Source organism: Geothrix fuzhouensis (assembly GCF_024609325.1).
GTDB classification, from domain to species: domain Bacteria; phylum Acidobacteriota; class Holophagae; order Holophagales; family Holophagaceae; genus Geothrix; species Geothrix fuzhouensis.
Genome location: NZ_JANHMQ010000002.1, coordinates 808,310 through 824,386, shown reverse-complemented (window position 1 = coordinate 824,386; position 16,077 = coordinate 808,310). Strand labels below are relative to the sequence as shown.

Annotated in this window: 12 protein-coding genes; all 12 read left to right on the top strand. The window is 66.6% G+C overall.

Annotation, left to right across the window (positions count from 1 at the left end; genetic code table 11):
- Positions 1–7: 7 nt before the first annotated feature.
- The 12 genes from glpX to NOV74_RS10985 all read left to right on the top strand — a co-directional run bounded on the left by glpX (position 8) and on the right by NOV74_RS10985 (position 15,967).
- Entirely contained in the window at positions 8–988 is a 981-nt protein-coding gene (gene glpX / locus NOV74_RS11040; RefSeq protein WP_257312264.1) for a class II fructose-bisphosphatase, read from the top strand.
- A gap of 15 nt (positions 989–1,003) precedes the next feature.
- Entirely contained in the window at positions 1,004–1,465 is a 462-nt protein-coding gene (locus NOV74_RS11035; RefSeq protein WP_257312262.1) for a DUF4442 domain-containing protein, read from the top strand.
- A 32-nt stretch (positions 1,466–1,497) separates the two neighbouring features.
- On the top strand, positions 1,498–3,522 hold the full coding sequence (locus NOV74_RS11030) for a M13 family metallopeptidase (protein WP_257312260.1): 2,025 nt from the start codon (positions 1,498–1,500) through the stop codon (positions 3,520–3,522).
- Positions 3,523–3,572: 50 nt separating this feature from the next.
- Positions 3,573–5,579, top strand: coding sequence for a M13 family metallopeptidase (locus tag NOV74_RS11025; RefSeq protein WP_257312258.1), 2,007 nt, complete (start codon positions 3,573–3,575; stop codon positions 5,577–5,579).
- Between the two features lie 5 nt (positions 5,580–5,584).
- On the top strand, positions 5,585–6,211 hold the full coding sequence (locus NOV74_RS11020) for an outer membrane beta-barrel protein (protein ID WP_257312256.1): 627 nt from the start codon (positions 5,585–5,587) through the stop codon (positions 6,209–6,211).
- A gap of 23 nt (positions 6,212–6,234) precedes the next feature.
- Positions 6,235–7,884, top strand: coding sequence for a dipeptidase (locus NOV74_RS11015; RefSeq protein ID WP_257312253.1), 1,650 nt, complete (start codon positions 6,235–6,237; stop codon positions 7,882–7,884).
- Between the two features lie 15 nt (positions 7,885–7,899).
- On the top strand, positions 7,900–9,213 hold the full coding sequence (locus tag NOV74_RS11010) for a sensor histidine kinase (RefSeq protein WP_257312252.1): 1,314 nt from the start codon (positions 7,900–7,902) through the stop codon (positions 9,211–9,213).
- Positions 9,198–10,577 (top strand): sigma-54-dependent transcriptional regulator, encoded by a 1,380-nt coding sequence (locus tag NOV74_RS11005; protein WP_257312249.1) that lies wholly within the window; start codon positions 9,198–9,200, stop codon positions 10,575–10,577. The genes NOV74_RS11010 and NOV74_RS11005 overlap by 16 nt, the downstream gene beginning before the upstream one ends.
- A 151-nt stretch (positions 10,578–10,728) precedes the next feature.
- Positions 10,729–11,355: a rubrerythrin family protein gene (locus tag NOV74_RS11000; RefSeq protein ID WP_257312246.1), complete on the top strand. Its 627-nt coding sequence runs from the start codon at positions 10,729–10,731 to the stop codon at positions 11,353–11,355.
- A gap of 10 nt (positions 11,356–11,365) precedes the next feature.
- On the top strand, positions 11,366–11,920 hold the full coding sequence (locus NOV74_RS10995) for a DUF2231 domain-containing protein (RefSeq protein WP_257312244.1): 555 nt from the start codon (positions 11,366–11,368) through the stop codon (positions 11,918–11,920).
- A 110-nt stretch (positions 11,921–12,030) separates the two neighbouring features.
- Positions 12,031–13,809 (top strand): M1 family metallopeptidase, encoded by a 1,779-nt coding sequence (locus tag NOV74_RS10990; RefSeq protein WP_257312241.1) that lies wholly within the window; start codon positions 12,031–12,033, stop codon positions 13,807–13,809.
- A gap of 115 nt (positions 13,810–13,924) precedes the next feature.
- Positions 13,925–15,967, top strand: a complete 2,043-nt coding sequence (locus NOV74_RS10985; protein ID WP_257312240.1) for an OPT family oligopeptide transporter — start codon at positions 13,925–13,927, stop codon at positions 15,965–15,967.
- Positions 15,968–16,077 lie beyond the last annotated feature (110 nt).

The following is a 16,077-nucleotide window of genomic DNA, read 5'->3' as shown; positions in this document are numbered from 1 at the left end:
GCCCCCCATGGAACAGACCCTGTCCCTCGAATTCCTGCGCGTGGTCGAACAGGCCGCCATTGCCTGCGCCTCTTCCGTTGGCCACGGCCGGCGGAAGTACAGCGACCAGCTCGCGGTGGAGGCCATGCGCCACGCCATGGAGACCGTCCGTATGGACGGCACCATCGTCATCGGCGAAGGTGAGCGGGACGAGGCACCCATGCTCTTCATCGGCGAGAAGGTCGGCATGGGGGCGGACCTGGACGGAGACCACCCGGCGGTGGACATCGCGGTGGATCCCCTGGAAGGCACGAACCTCTGCGCCACCGGCGCCCCCAACGCCATCGCAGTGCTGGCCGCCACCGAGAAGGGCGGCCTGCTGCACGCGCCGGACCTTTACATGGAGAAACTCGTCGTGGGCCCGGCCGCCAAGGGCAAGGTGAGCCTTGACGCGCCCGTCCAGGAGAACCTGGAGATCATCGCGAAGTCCCTGGACCGCAAGGTCGAGGAGATCACCGTCACCGTCCTCGACCGGGAGCGCCACGCCCAGCTCATCGCGGACATCCGCAAGGCCGGCGCCCGCATCCAGCTCATCGGCGACGGCGACCTCAGCGCCGCCATCAGCGCCGCCGTCAGCGGCACGGGCATCCACGCAGTCATGGGCACCGGCGGGGCGCCCGAAGGCGTGCTTTCCGCCGCCGCCCTCAAGTGCCTCAACGGCGAGATCCAGGGCCGCCTCAAGGTGGACACCAACACCGCCAGCCGCGAGAAGGCCGAGGCCATGGGCGTCGACTTCAACCGCATCTATTTCACGGACGACCTCTGCCCCGGCAAGGAGATCGTCTTCGCCGCCTGCGGCGTCACCCATGGCAATCTCCTCAAGGGCGTGCTGCATTTTGGCCACGGCGTCCGCACCCAGAGTCTTGTCCTTACCTACCAGGACCGGAAGGTGCACTTCATCGACACGGTCCACATGAAGGAAGGCGAACAGGTCACGGTCCGCTTCTAGCCCCGGCGAATCCCCTTGCGCGAATCCCTCCGCACCCGCCTCTTCCGCTGGGCGTTCAACGTCTGGCCCTGCTTCCGGGGCACCGGCGCCCGGGTGGCCTTCATCGCCTCGGACTGGTCGGAAGTGCGCGTGCGTCTGCCCCTCTCGTGGCGGACCCGGAACTATGTCGGCACCATCTTCGGCGGGAGCCTCTACGCCGGGGTGGACCCCTTCTACATGCTCATGCTGATCCACCGGCTGGGGCCGGACTACGTGGTGTGGGACAAGGCCGCCTCCATCCGCTTCCGCAAACCGGGCCGCAGCACCCTCTTCGCCACCTTCCGGGTGGATGAGGCCGAGGTGGCCGAGATCCACCGCCTGCTCCAGGACCAGCCAAAGGTCGACCGCATCTACCCAGTAGAACTGCGGGATGCCCAGGGGGTGGTCCATGCGGAAATCCAGAAAGTGATCCACATATCCCTTCGCACCCGTTCCTGATAGGCTTTTACCCTCATCTTACGAGGTTATTTATGGCATCCTCCCTTCGAGCCTCCGTCTGCCTCTGTCTGGGCCTGGCGGCCTTCACCCTGGTGGCCCAGTCCAAGCCCGGAGTGGACCCCGCCAACCTCGATACCTCCGTGAAGCCCTGCGACGACTTCTATCGGTTCGCCAACGGCGGTTGGCTCAAATCCCACAGCCTGCCTGCGGACAAATCCCGCTACGGCGCCATGGAGGAGCTGAGCGAGCGCAACCGCGCCATTCTCCAGAAGATCCTGACCGAGACCAGCGCCAAGACCACCTGGGCCAAAGGCAGCGTCCAGCAGAAGGTGGGTGACTTCTACACCTCCGGCATGAACGAAGCCGCCATTGAGAAGCGGGGCCTGGGGCCCATGAAGCCGATCTTCGCCACCATTGACGGCCTGAAGGACACGAAGCAGCTCCCCGCCTTGCTGGCGAAGCTGCACAACCAGGGCCTGCCCGGTGGCTTCGGCTTTTACGTGCGCCAGGACGCCAAGGCCTCCACCCAGTACCTCGGCTACCTGGGCCAGGGCGGCACGGGCCTGCCCGACCGCGACTACTACCTGAAGGATGACGCCCGCAGCCGCGACATCCGCGCCAAGTACGAAGCCCACATCGCCAAGATGCTGGAGCTGGCGGGCGACGCGCCGGACCTCGCCCGGGTCCGCGCCAAGGTGGTGCTGGATCTGGAGACCCGCTTGGCCCAGGCCCAGTGGACCCGCGTGGAGCTGCGGAACCCCCAGAAAACCTACAACAAGCGCACCCTCGACCAGGTCATGACAGAGGCCCCGGGCTTCGACTGGAAGGCCTATTTCGCCGCCCGCGGCGTGAAGCTCGCCGACCTGAACCTCAGCCAGCCCTCGTTCTTCCAGGCCTTCAGCAAGCTGGCGTCCGAGGTGCCCGCCCCCCAGTGGCGCACCTACCTGCGCTGGCACGCCCTCAGCGCCACGGCCAACCTGCTGCCGAAAGCCTTCGGCGAAGAGGCCTTCGCCTTCCACGGCAAGGTGCTGAACGGCACGCCCGAACGGGAACCCCGCACCAAGCGCATCGAAGCCATGACGGATGGCACCCTGGGCGAGGCCCTTGGTCAGCTCTATGTGAAGGTGGCCTTCCCGCCCGAATCCAAGAAGAAGGTCCTGGAGCTGGTGGAGAACCTCCGCGTCGCCCTGCGCGAGCGCATCACGAACCTGGACTGGATGAGCCCTGAGACCAAGCAGCAGGCCCTCACGAAGCTCAACGCCTTCGGCGTGAAGATCGGCTACCCGGACAAGTGGAAGACCTACGCCTTCGACGTGAAGCGGGATGATTTCTTCGGCAACGTGCGCCGCGCGGTCGCCTTCCGCGTCCACGAAAACCTGGCCAAGCTCGGCAAGCCCATCGACCGCACGGAGTGGGGCATGACCCCGCCCACCGTGAACGCCTACTACAGCCCCACCATGAACGAGATCGTGTTCCCGGCGGGTATCCTCCAGCCGCCCTTCTTCGATGCAAAGGCCGATGACGCCGTGAACTACGGCGCGCTGGGCTACGTCATCGGCCACGAGATGACTCACGGCTTCGACGACAGCGGCAGCCAGTTCGATGCCCAGGGCAACCTCAAGAACTGGTGGACTGACGCGGACAAGAAGGCCTACCAGTCCCGCACGGACCTGGTGGTGAAGCAGTACGACGCCTACGAACCTCTCAAGGGCGAGCACGTAAACGGCAAGCTCACCCTCGGCGAGAACATCGCCGACATCGGCGGCCTGAAGATCGCCTTCGCGGCCTACCAGAACAGCCTCAAGGGCAAGCCCGCCCCCGCCCCCATCGACGGCTTCACGGGGCCCCAGCGCTTCTTCCTGGGCGCCGCGGCGGTGTGGCGCAACCACATCCGCGAGGCCGCCGCCTCCGTGCGTCTCAAGACCGATCCCCACAGCCCCGGCCGGGAGCGCGTCATCGGCCCCCTGTCCAACCTGCCGGAGTTCTACGACGCCTTCGGCTGCACCGATGGCCAGCCCTTGAAGCGGGACATCAAGGTGCGGCCAGCCATCTGGTAGCCCCTGCTCCGGAAGGCCGCGGCGTCCGGAACTAGATAAAAGGAAATGGTGTGAATACGCGATCCGCACTGCTCGTACTGGCGCTGATGGCGCCGCTCTCCGCCCAGGTGTCCTACAAGGGCTTCAATCCGGCGAACCTCGATCCCTCGGTGAAGCCCTGCCAGGATTTCTTCCAATACGCCGTGGGCGGGTGGGCCAAGCGCACCACCATTCCCGCCGAGTACGAGCGGTACGGCGTGGACCAGGAGATCGATACCCGGACTCACCAGATCCTGCGGGAGATCATGGAAGCCGCGGCGGCCGCCAAGGCCGCTCCGGGTTCCGAGGCCCAGAAAGTCGGCGACTTCTATGCCAGCGGGATGGACGAGGCCGGCATCGAGGCCGCGGGGATCGCTCCCCTCAAGCCGCTTTTCACCCGCATCGACGGCGTGAAGGATGCCGCCTCCCTCGCAGATGTCCTGGCGGATCTGCATCGCCTGGGTGCCTTCGCAGGCTTCTCCTTCAGCATCGAGCAGGACGACAAGGAGAGCAGCCGCTATTCCATGGCGCTGGCCCAGGGCGGCCTCGGCCTGCCCGACCGGGACTACTACGTGAAGGACGACCCCAAGTCCAAGGAACTCCTCGCCGCCTACCGGGCCCACGTGGCGAAGATGATGGCCATGGCCGGCTTCCAGGCCGGGGACGCCGACCGCATCCTGGCTCTTGAGACGCGCCTCGCCAAGGCCAGCATGACCCGCGTCGAACAGCGGGACCCCAACGCCACTTACCACGCCATGACCCCGGCCCAGCTCAAGTCCGCGGCGCCGGGCTTTCCCATGGAGCTTTACCTGAAGGCGCTGGGTGTGCCGGCCCCAGACCGTTTCGTGGTGCGCCAGCCGGCCTTCCTGGCAGAGCTGGGACGCATGATGCAGCACTTGCCGGCAGACCAATGGCGCGTCTATCTGCGCTGGACCCTTCTCCGCAACGCCGCACCCGCCCTCTCCAGGGCCTTCGAGCAGGAGGCCTTCGCCTTCTATGGCACCAAACTGCAAGGCACCACCGCCCAGCATCCCCGTTGGAAGCGTGTGATGTTCGCCGCCGACCGCGGCCTGGGCGAAGCCCTGGGCAAGCTCTACGTCCAGCGCGCTTTCCCAGCCACAAGCAAGGCCAAGGTGCTGGAAATGGTCGAAAACCTCCGCACCGCACTGGGGGCCCGCATCGACGGCCTCGATTGGATGAGCGCTCCCACCAAGGCAAGGGCCCGGCAGAAGCTGGCCGCCATGCGCGTGAAAATCGGCTACCCCGATGTCTGGCGTGACTACGCCAGGCTCGAAGTCAAGCGCCAGCCGTACGTCCTCAACTACCTCGAGACCCACCGCTTTGAGTTCCAGCGGCGCCTGGCGAAGCTCGGCCAACCCATCGACCGCAACGAATGGAGCATGACGCCCCAGACCAACAATGCCTACTACAGCCCCACCATGAACGAGATCGTGTTCCCGGCGGGCATCCTCCAGCCGCCCTACTTCGACGCCACGGCCGACGATGCCGTCAACTACGGGAACATCGGCGCCACCATCGGCCATGAGATGACCCATGGCTTCGACGACGAGGGCCGCCAATACGACGCCGACGGCAACCTCAAGAGTTGGTGGACACCCGAGGACGAAAAGGCCTACAACCTCCGCGCTGAGCTGGTGGTGAAGCAATTCGACGCCTTCGAGCCCCTGCCCGGCCTCCATCTCAACGGAAGGCTCACCTTGGGCGAGAACATCGCCGACCTGGGCGGCCTCAAGATCGCCTGGAGCGCCTGGAAGCTGAGCCAGAAGGGCAAGACCCCCGTCGGAAAGATCGGGGGTTTCTCACCTGAACAGCGATTCTTCCTGGGCTACGCCGAGACCTGGCGCACCCTCACCCGCGAGGAGTCCTTGCGCCTCCGAACCATTACCGATCCGCACAGCCCTGCGAAATTCCGCGTCAACGGACCTCTGGCCAACCTTCCGGAGTTCTATGAGGCTTTTGGCTGTAAGGATGGAGATCTCATGAAGCGCCCCCTCGGCGAACGACCTTCCATCTGGTGATCCGCATGACCCGATCCATCCTCTCCCTCCTGCTCCTGTCCGCCTTGGCCCTGCCCCTCAGCGCCCAGGACAACCCTGGCGGGGAACGCACCGGGATCGGGGTGTCCTACCTGGCTCCGGTGGATAACCTGGAGTCGGTGTTCAATCCCGGCTTCCAGGTGGGCTTCCAGATTCACTTCAACCGCGAAAGTCGCCATCTGGGGCGCTTCCGCATGGACTACCTGCGCATGGATGCCAAACGCCCCGTGCTGGCGGGCGCCCTGACCACCTGGAACGGCACTGCTTGGGTGTACTCCCCGTTGATGGCCGATAGCCGCATGGAGGCCTATAGCGTGGCCTACGAGTGGATGCCCCATGTGGAAGAGCCCGCCCGCCACGGCCTGTTCGGCATCTTCGGCGTGGGGGGGACCCTCTGGAACGAAACCATGCGTGCCCCCAACCTTTTCGACGGCAGCCACACCGACACCAAGTGGGGCCTCACCCTCAGCGGCGGCGCGGGCTGGCGCTTCAACCCCACCTTCTCGGTGGAGGCCCGCTATGTCTACAGCGACCTGACCTTCCATCAGCAGCGCGAGGTCCGCTACGGTGCCACCCGATCCTTCCTGACCTGCGGCGCCACCGTCCGCTTCTGAACAACCTGATTCAAGGATTATTCATGCATCTTCGCCCCCTCGTTCTCCTCGCCACCCTCCTGACCGCCGGCGCGGCCCTGGAAGCCTGCACCAACCTGCTCGTGACCAAGGGCGCGACCAAAGACGGGTCGACGATGATCACCTATGCCGCTGACAGCCACACGCTCTACGGCGAGCTCTACTTCAAGCCCGGCGCGAAGCACAGCCCCGGCGAGGTGCGCGTGATCCGGGAGTGGGACAGCGGCTTCACCTTCGACACGGGCAAGGTGCTGGGCAGCATTCCCGAAGCACCGGTGACCTACACCCGCGTCGGCAACATGAATGAAAACCAGGTCACCATCGCCGAGACGACGTTTGGCGGCCGCAAAGAGCTGCAGGTCCCCAGCGGCATCATCGACTACGGCAGCCTCATCTACATCGGCCTGGAGCGCGCGAAGACCGCCCGGGAGGCCATCCAGGTGATGACTTCCCTCGCCGAGCAGTACGGCTATGCCTCCGAGGGCGAGAGCTTCTCCATCGCGGATCCCAACGAAGTCTGGATCCTCGAGATGATCGGCAAGGGTAAGGGGCAGACAGGCGCCCTCTGGGTGGCCTACCACCTGCCAGACGGCACCATCAGTGCCCACGCCAACCAGTCCCGCATCCGCCAGTTCCCCCTGAACGATCCCAGCACCGCCATCTACAGCAAGGACCTCATCCCCTTTGCCCGGGAGAAGGGCTACTTCAAGGGCGCGGACAAGGACTTCAGCTTCGCGGACACCTACGCGCCCCTCAGCTTCGGGGCCCTGCGCGCCTGCGAGGCCCGCGTGTGGAGCCTGTTCCGCCGCGCGGCGCCCAGCCTGAACCTCTCGATCGACTACGTGAAGGCCGTGAAGGGCGCCAAGCCCATGCCACTCTTCATCAAGCCCGATCAGAAGCTGGGCGTGCATGACGTCATGCAGCTCATGCGCGACCACTTCGAAGGCACCGAGTTCGACATGACCAAGGACGTGGGCGCCGGGCCCTACAAGCTGCCCTACCGCTGGCGGCCCATGACCTGGAAGGTGGACGGGCAGGAGTATCTCCACGAGCGCGCCATCAGCACCCAGCAGACCGGCTTCTCCTTCGTGAGCCAGGCCCGCGGCTGGATGCCCGGCCCCGTGGGTGGTGTGCTCTGGTTCGGCGTGGACGACACCTACACCACCGTCTACCAGCCCATCTCCTGCGCGATCACGGCGCCCCCCAAGGCCTTCGCCATCGGCACGGGCAACTTCGATGCCTTCAGCTGGGACAGCGCGTTCTGGACCTTCAACTTCGTCAGCAACTACACCTACACCCGCTGGAGCGACATGATCGTAGACGTCCAGAAGGTGCAGGGCGAGTTCGAAGGCCGCTACCTGGCCGACCAGGCGGAGGTGGACCGCAAGGCCCTGGAACTCTACAAGAAGGATCCGGCCCTGGCCCAGGCCTTCCTCACCCAGCGGGCCGCCAGCCAGTCCGAGGAGCTCATGGGCCGCTGGAAGAAGCTGGGCGAGTTCCTCATCTGGAAGTACCTCGATGGCAACGTGCGCAATGGGAAGGGCGAGGTCACCCACCCCAAGGCCCCCGAGGACTGGCTGCGCTGCATCGTCAAGGACCACGGCGACGTCATCCAGATGAAGAAGGTGGAAGGGCTGGCGCCGGACGAGGAATAGGGCTCAAATCAACCCATGGCGCCCGACACATCCCAATTCGCCACGGGCATCTGGGGATCTCCACCTCCTCTGGAACTCGCCGCCTTCCGCAGGCAGAACAGCACCCTCATCCTGCTCAGCCTGGGGGTGCTGCTCTGCCTGCTCGGCATCCACCTGGTCTTCCGCCCCCTCCTCGGGCCCCTGCCCTTCGCCATCGCGCTGGCGCTCTGCCTCCGCTTCCTGCTCCTCCTCGGCGAGCTCTGGCTCATGTCCGGCCGGGAGTGGCTGCGGCCCGCCACCTTCGCCCGGGTCTCGGTGGCGGTGCATCTCCTGTTTGCGGTCATCCTCGCCCGGATCAACTCGGGGCAGGAGAGCCACTATGTGGTCCTGCTCGTCATCCCGGTCCTGGCCTCGGCGTTCTGGCTCTCCCTGGCCGGTCTGGCAGCCACGGTGCTGGTGGCCAGCGGCCTCACCATCTTCCAGGTCTGGACCCCCGCTGGATCAACACCGGCAGGGGTGCTCGTCGAGTACTTCGAGGCCACCACCGTGGCGCTCACCTTTCTCCTGTTCGCGATCATCGTCCGCCTGCTCGTGGTCCAGCAGTGGCACCAGGAAGCCGAAGTGCGCGCCGGCATGGCCGAACTGGCCCGGACCCGGGACCGCCTGGTCCAGGAAGAGAAGCTGGCGGCCATCGGCCGGCTGTCTGGGGCCATCGCCCATGAGATCCGCAACCCTGTCGCCATGATCCGCACAGCCCTTACAGCGACCAGCCGCCCCGACGCCTCCCCCGAGAATCGGGATGAATTCTTCTCGATCCTGGCCCAGGAGTCCCTGCGCCTGGAGCGGCTCACGGAGGATTTCCTGGCTTATGCCCGGCAGCGGCCGCCTGAGCGGAGGAGCTTGGAGACCGCCACGGCCCTCGGTTCGGCCGCGGGACTGGCCCGGGCCAGGGCCGAGGAGGCCGGGCTGCAGCTGGAGGTCGCCCCCGCCGAAAACCGGCTGGCCAGCTTTGATCCCTTCCAGGTCCAGCAGGCGCTGCTCAACCTGCTCCTCAATGCCATCGACGCCACGCCCCGCGGAGGTAGGATCCGCATGGGCGCCCGGCAGGAGGGAGGACGTGTGGTCTTCTTCGTGGAAAACGAAGGTGACGCGATCCCTCCTGCCGTGGCCGCCCGGCTGGGGGAGCCCTTCTTCACCACCAAGCCCCGGGGAACCGGGCTGGGCTTGGCAATCGCCCGCTCCATGGCGCGTGGGCATGGGGGGGATCTGCTCCTGGAGGAGAATCGGGCGGGCTGTGTCCGCTTCGGTTTGCGGATCCCTGAGGAGGAGGCCCCATGGGCACCATCCTGATCGTGGATGACGAGGCCAACCTCCGCCGTCTGTTGCGGATGGTGCTTCAGGAAGCAGGACACCGGGTGGTGGAGGCAGCTTCGGTCGCCGAGGCCAGGCAGCGCCTGGAGGACGAGGCCCCGGACCTGGTGATCACGGACCAGAAGCTCGGCGATGGCGAGGGCCTGGATGTCATGGCGGCGGCTCGGCAGGCAGAGGATGCTGTCCCCATTGTCTTCCTCACGGCCTACGCCACCGTCGAGTTGGCCGTGGCGGCTATGCGTCAAGGGGCCTTTGACGTGGTGCAGAAACCCTTCGATCCGGAGGGGATCCAGGCCGCCGTGCACCGCGCCCTCGAGCATGGCGGGCTCCTGAAGGAGAACCGCCGCCTGCGCCGGCAGGCCGGCCACCCGGAAGGACTCCGCGGCCTGCTGGGCCTCAGCGCCCCCATGGCCGAGCTCCGGGACACCCTCCAGCGGGTGGCCCCCACCCAGGCGACAGCGCTGATCACCGGAGAGACGGGCACCGGCAAGGAACTGGTGGCGCGGGCCCTGCATGCACTCAGCCCGCGGGCGCCGAAGCCCTTCGTCGCCGTGAACTGCGCCGCGATGCCCGAAACGCTCCTCGAGAGCGAACTCTTCGGCCATGAGCGGGGGGCCTTCACCGGAGCCGACCGGGCTCGCGAGGGGCTGTTCGAGGCCGCTCATGGCGGGACCCTGTTCCTGGACGAGGCCGGTGAGATGCCACCTTCCCTCCAGGCCAAGCTGCTCCGCGTGATGATGGACGGGATGGTCCAGCGCGTGGGCAGCCGGACCCCCCGCCACGTGGACGTCCGGTTGATCGCGGCCACCCACCGCGACTTGCCGGCGCGGGTGCGGGAGGGCTTGTTCCGCGAAGACCTCTACTTCCGCCTCGCCGTGGTGCCCATCCGGGTCCCGCCCTTGCGTGAGCATCTGGAGGATCTCCCGGAGTTGTGTTCCCACTTCCTCGACCATGCCATCCGGGACATGGGCCTGCCGCGCCGTTCCCTGACCCCCGAGGCCCTGGCCCGGCTCCAGGCCTATCCGTTCCCCGGCAACATCCGGGAACTCCGGAACCTCATCGAGCGGGCCTGCATCCTGGCGAAGGGTCCCGACATCGGACCGGAAGATTTCCCCCTCGAGCCCGGCCTGGGCGCGCCGAGCCCGCCCGACCTCGAGACCTTCGCGGGGGGGCTTCCCCTCCCGACGGACCTGCCTGCCCTGGTCTCGGCCCTGGAGGAACACCTGGTCGACCGGGCCCTTCTCGAAAGCCGGGGGGTGCAGGCCGAAGCCGCTCGGCGCCTGGGCATCTCGCGGAGCGATCTGCACTACCGGCTGAAGCGTCGCGGCGTTCAAGGATCCTGACGGCCGTTCGAATATTGGGACGGATGTCGGGTTACGACTCGTGGACATAACAAAATAAAACCTTTATTTTCAATATATTCAGGCCTTTTGGATGACTGGCACGCGCCCTGCACCATCCGGTCCGGGCCGTGCCCCACACCGGAGGACCTCCATGATCCGATTCCGATCCGCTTTCCTCAGCCCCCTGGCCCTGACCGCCACCCTCCTGTCGGCCGCCGGGCCCGCGACCCCCGCGCCCCAGACCGGCACCTTGAGCAACCTGCAGGCGGCCTACAACGGCGAGTCCAACGCCCGCGCCACCTACCTGGCCTACGCGACGAAGGCCCAGAACGAAGGTTACGCCAAGGCTGCTGCGCTCTTCCGGGCGGCCGCGAAGGCTGAGGAGATCCACGCTTCCAACCACGCCCAGGTGATCAAGGCTATGGGCGCCGAACCGAAGGCCGACATCAAGGCGCCCGAGGTCAAGTCCACCCGCGAGAATCTCCAGGCAGCCATCAAGGGGGAGAGCTACGAGCGGGATGTGATGTATCCGGGATTCCTCACCCAGGCCCGCAAGGAGGGCAAGGTGGACGCCATCCGCACCTTCAACTACGCCAAGACGGCCGAGGCGGAGCATGCCCGGCTCTACCAGGAGGCCCTCGACAACCTGGATGGCTGGAAGACCCAGAACGTCAGCTTCTTCGTCTGCCCGGTCTGCGGGTACACCAGCACCACCCGGCCGCAGGAGAAGTGCCCCTCTTCCTTCACCCCGAGCGCTCGTTTCCTCACTGTCGGCTGAGGGGGTCACCATGCCTCCCATCCCCGCCTGGACCAGCCTCCATCCCCTGATTATCCATTTCCCGATCGCACTGCTCTATGTCGCCCCCCTCTTCATCCTGGTGGCGATCTTCTGGCGCCGGGCCCGGGAGGGCTGGTTCCTGGCGGCGCTGGTCTTGATGGGACTCGGAACCCTCAGCCTGTTCCTGGCCGTGGCCACCGGGGAGGCCGCCGGCCGGCTGGCGGAACGCACGCCGGAGATCACCGCCGCCCTGGAGCGTCATGAGTCCCTGGCGGAGACCGGGCAGGTGGTGTTCAGTTTCCTCACCCTCGCCTTCGCGATCCTGGTGCTCGTCCCGCTCGTGCTCAAACGGGAGCCCAAGGCCTGGCTCCGGCAGACCGTGTCGGTGGTGTTCCTGTTCGCCTATCTCGTCGGCCTGGGCCAACTGACTCGGGTGGCCCATGAAGGGGGACGGCTGGTCCACGAATTCGGTGTCCGTTCGATCGTGGCCACCTCGGGACCGGATGTTCCGGCCCCGAGCCCGGAGGCACGCCAGGAGGAATCCCACGAGCGTGAGGATCACTGAAGCGTCTACCACCACCCTTTTCGTCAGGAGGCCCCGCTCGCGGGGCCTCCTAGTTGTGACGCTTGCCAATCCATGCCCTGTGGGATCATGGCCGGTCTCCCGAGGTCCCCATGCACCGCCCTGATCCGCATTCCCACTACGATGCCGCCCAGCCGAAGACTCGGAGGCTGCGCCTGAAGCTGGGGGTGGACTTCGCCGCCAAGCGCATCGATGGGGAAGTGGTGCTGGAGTTTGGCGGCGCGGTGTCGGGTCCACTCGACCTGGATACCAAAGGTCTGGAAATCCACACCGTGCAGGTGCCCGGCCACGGTCCGATCCCCTGGGAACTGGGGGAGGCCGACGCCATCCTGGGCCAGCGCCTGCGGCTGGAGGTGCCCGCGGGCACGCAGGAAGTGGCCATCGCCTACCGGACCGGCGCGGACGCCATGGCCCTCCAGTGGCTGGATCCCGAGCAGACCGAGGGCAAGGTCGCGCCCTACCTCTTCAGCCAGTGTCAGCAGATCCACGCTCGCACCATGGTGCCCTGCCAGGACACGCCCCTGGCCCGCATCGCCTACCAGGCCGAGGTCACGGTTCCCGAAGGCCTCACCGCCGTCATGTCCGCGGGTCCGGACGGCGACGAGGCCACCGGCGATGGCCGCCACATCTTCCGCTTCACCATGCCCCAGCCCATCCCCAGCTACCTGCTGGCCCTGGCCGTGGGGCGCCTGGAATCCCGGGACCTGAGCCCGCGCGCCCGGGTGTGGGCTGAACCCGAGACAGTCGAAGCCGCCGCCTGGGAATTCGTGGACGTGGAGAACATGATCCTGAAGGCCGAGGGACTGTTCGGGCCCTACCCCTGGGACCGCTACGACATGCTGGTGCTGCCGCCCTCCTTTCCCTACGGCGGAATGGAGAATCCCCGCATGACCTTCCTCACACCCACGCTGTTGGCAGGGGACCGCAGCCTGGTGGACGTGGTGGCCCACGAGCTGGCCCACAGCTGGACCGGCAACCTCGTCACCAACGCCAGCATGGAGCACTTCTGGCTGAACGAGGGCTTCACCGTCTGGGCCGAGCGCAAGATCCTGCGCACCCTGCACGGTGATGATGCCGCGGCCCTGGGCTGGGCCATGGGCCAGAAGGCGCTGGAGGACAGCCTGGAGCGTTTCAAGAATGAGCCCCAGCTCACCGTCCTGCGCATGCACCTCGAAGGCATCGATCCCGACGACGCCTTCTCCAGCATCCCCTACGAGAAGGGTGCCCGCCTGGTGGCCGCCCTGGAGCGCGAGGCCGGCGAGGCGCGCTTCCAGCGCTTCCTCCGTGAGTACATGGACGCCTTCCGGTTCACCTCCATCACCACGGAGCAGTTCTGCGCCTTCGTGGACGAGAAGCTGCCCGGCGCCCTGGTGGCCGTGAACGCCAAGGATTATCTCGACGAGCCCGGAATCCCCGCGACGGCGCCCCAGTTCCGTAGCGCGCAGCTGGATGGCCTCACGGCCCTGGCGGAAAGCTGGACCACGGGTGGTCGGCCCAGTCCGCAGCAGATCGCGGCCTGGACGCCCTCGGAGCTACTGGTCTACCTCCAGAAGCTGCCCCGGCAGCTCAGCCAGGCCGACTGCGCCTGGCTGGATGGCCACCTCCAGCTCATGGGCCGGGGCAACTACGAGATCCTCGTGGAGTGGCTCACCCTGGCCGCGGCGGCGGACTACGAAGTGGCCTTCCCGCGCATCCGCGAGGTGCTGACGCGCGTGGGCCGCATGAAGTACCTCCGCCCCCTCTATGGCGCCTTGGGCCAGCACGCCCGCACCCGCGCCCTGGCTCGCGAGATCTTTACCGCCGCCAGCCCTGGCTACCACGGCCTGTCACGCCGCGTGGTCCAGTCCGTCCTCGAGTCCTATCCCGCCTGAAGTCTCACCACCAAGGCACCAAGACACCAAGAACTGAAAAAGATTTCTTTTCTGCCTTTCTTGGTGCCTTGGTGTCTTGGTGGTGATCAGTTTTCTCTAGTTCCAGGAGACCTCCATGTCCCACGGATCCGAACCCCAGGAGATCAAGGGTCTGCCCTTGAATGCGCGGCGTCCCCTGAGCCCCGGCGAGGCCTACGTGCCGCTCGTGCCCCAGGACGGCGTGCCGGAGACCACGCCCCGGGCCATCACCATGGGCCTCATCTTCTGCGCGATCTTCAGCATGGCCGCCGCCTACCTGGCCCTGAAGCTGGGCCAGGGCATCGAGGCCGCCATCCCCATCGCGATCCTGGCCGTGGGCATCAGCCGCTTCTTCTCCCGCAAGAACACGATCCTGGAGAACGTCATCGTCCAGAGCATTGGCGCCAACAGCAGCCATGTGGTGAGCGGCGCGGCCTTCACCATCCCGGCCCTCTACATCCTGGCGCAGACGCCCGGCAGCGGCGTGCCCACGCCCACCCTCTGGCAGGTGGTGCTGGTGAGTTTCCTGGGCGGCTGCATCGGCATCCTGTTCCTGGTGCCCCTGCGCCACCACTTCATGGTGGAGAACCACGGCATCTTCCCCTGGCCCGAAGCCACCGCCACAGCCGAGATCCTGGTGACGGGCGAAAAGGCCGGCAACCAGGCCAAGGAGCTGGCGGTCGCTGCCGGCATCGGCGCGCTGTACGACGGCATCACCTCGATCTTCCGCGGCATGGGTGAGTACCTGCGCCTGGAGCATCTCTGGGTGGGCCGGGCGCTGCGCGACAAGTTCATGTCCTTCAATTTCCTGAACAGCGCGGCCACGCTGGGCATCGGCTACATCATCGGCCTGAAGTACTCCGCCGTAATCGCCGCCGGATCGTTCTTCAGCATGTTCGTGCTGGTGCCCCTCTTCCACGCCATCGGCCAGTACGTGCCCCTGATCGTGGCTCCCGGCACCAAGCTCATTGCCGACATGACGCCGGAGCAGGTCTTCTTCTCCTACATCCGCATCGTGGGTGTGGGCGCCATCGCCGGCGCGGGCGTCATGGGCGTGCTGGCCTCCATGCCCAACATGATCCGCAGCATCATCAGCAACATGAAGGCCCTGATGAACCGCGACGCGGCGGCTGAATCACCCAAGGCCGTCCGCACCGAGCGCAGCCTGTCCGGCTCCATGATCGCCGTGGGCCTGGTCACCTGCACCGTGGGCACCATGGCCTTCCTGAGCTTCGGCGTAGGCATCCAACACGCCTTCGTGCCCGCTCTCGTGGCCACCCTCGTCGTCATGATCATCTCGTTCTTCTTCGCGCCCGTGGCAGCCCGGGCCATCGCCACCATCGGCACCAACCCCATCAGCGGCATGACCATGCTGACCCTCGTCATCACCGGCGTGCTGATGCTCAAGCTGAACTTCACCGGCGGCTACGGCATGTTCCTCACCATGATGGTGGGCGGCATCGTCTGCACCGCTCTGGCAGCCTCCGGCGCTTTCAGCACCGATCTCAAGATCGGTCACTGGATCGGCTCGACCCCCGCCCGGCAGATTGGCTGGAAGTTCGTGGGCACCCTCGTGGCGGCGATCTTCACCGGCATCGCCATGTGGCTCATGGCCAAGCAGGTGAACCTGGACGGCACCATGGCCCTGGGCACCTCCATCCCCGCGCCCCAGGCCAGCGCCATGAAGGCCATCCTCGAAGGCATCTTCGGCACCGTGTCCATGCCCTTGCGCTGGTACGCCTTCGGCCTCGGCGTCATGCTGTCCATCGTCCTGCGCATGGTGGAACTGCCCGCCCTCGGCTTCGCCCTGGGCATGTACCTCCCCATCGAGCTGAACACGCCGCTGTTTCTCGGCGGCCTGCTGGCCCACTGGGTGAACCGGCCCAAGGCCGGCACCAGCGAGGCCGATGCCAAGGCTCGCGAGAACCGCGGTGTGCTCATCGCCAGCGGCCTCATGGCCGGCGGCGCGATCATGGGCGTGGTGGCCAGCTTCATCAAGCTGAAGTGGACCGAAGGTTTCCCCATCCTCACCGCCCACCAGGCCGAGGGCGCCCTTGGCGAGTGGCTCGGTGTCGCGGCGCTGGTGGCCCTATGCCTCTATGTCGTCGTCTACAGCCGCCAGGCCAAGGGCGAGGCGTAGCAGTACGCCCAGCGAAAGAAAGGAAAGAAGCGGAGGGGAACAGAGGTGGGGGGGGGAGCGGGGAGAGGGTGGCGGGGGGGAGGCGGGGTACGGCGCGCCGCCGGGTGGGG

What these genes read in the sequence shown, in the direction of transcription:
- glpX (WP_257312264.1), top strand. Translation starts at nt 8, where the DNA reads ATGGAACAGACCCTGTCCCTCGAATTCCTGCGCGTGGTCGAACAGGCC.
- NOV74_RS11030 (WP_257312260.1), top strand. Translation starts at nt 1,498, where the DNA reads ATGGCATCCTCCCTTCGAGCCTCCGTCTGCCTCTGTCTGGGCCTGGCG.
- NOV74_RS11020 (WP_257312256.1), top strand. Translation starts at nt 5,585, where the DNA reads ATGACCCGATCCATCCTCTCCCTCCTGCTCCTGTCCGCCTTGGCCCTG.
- NOV74_RS11015 (WP_257312253.1), top strand. Translation starts at nt 6,235, where the DNA reads ATGCATCTTCGCCCCCTCGTTCTCCTCGCCACCCTCCTGACCGCCGGC.
- NOV74_RS11010 (WP_257312252.1), top strand. Translation starts at nt 7,900, where the DNA reads ATGGCGCCCGACACATCCCAATTCGCCACGGGCATCTGGGGATCTCCA.
- NOV74_RS11005 (WP_257312249.1), top strand. Translation starts at nt 9,198, where the DNA reads ATGGGCACCATCCTGATCGTGGATGACGAGGCCAACCTCCGCCGTCTG.
- NOV74_RS11000 (WP_257312246.1), top strand. Translation starts at nt 10,729, where the DNA reads ATGATCCGATTCCGATCCGCTTTCCTCAGCCCCCTGGCCCTGACCGCC.
- NOV74_RS10995 (WP_257312244.1), top strand. Translation starts at nt 11,366, where the DNA reads ATGCCTCCCATCCCCGCCTGGACCAGCCTCCATCCCCTGATTATCCAT.
- NOV74_RS10990 (WP_257312241.1), top strand. Translation starts at nt 12,031, where the DNA reads ATGCACCGCCCTGATCCGCATTCCCACTACGATGCCGCCCAGCCGAAG.
- NOV74_RS10985 (WP_257312240.1), top strand. Translation starts at nt 13,925, where the DNA reads ATGTCCCACGGATCCGAACCCCAGGAGATCAAGGGTCTGCCCTTGAAT.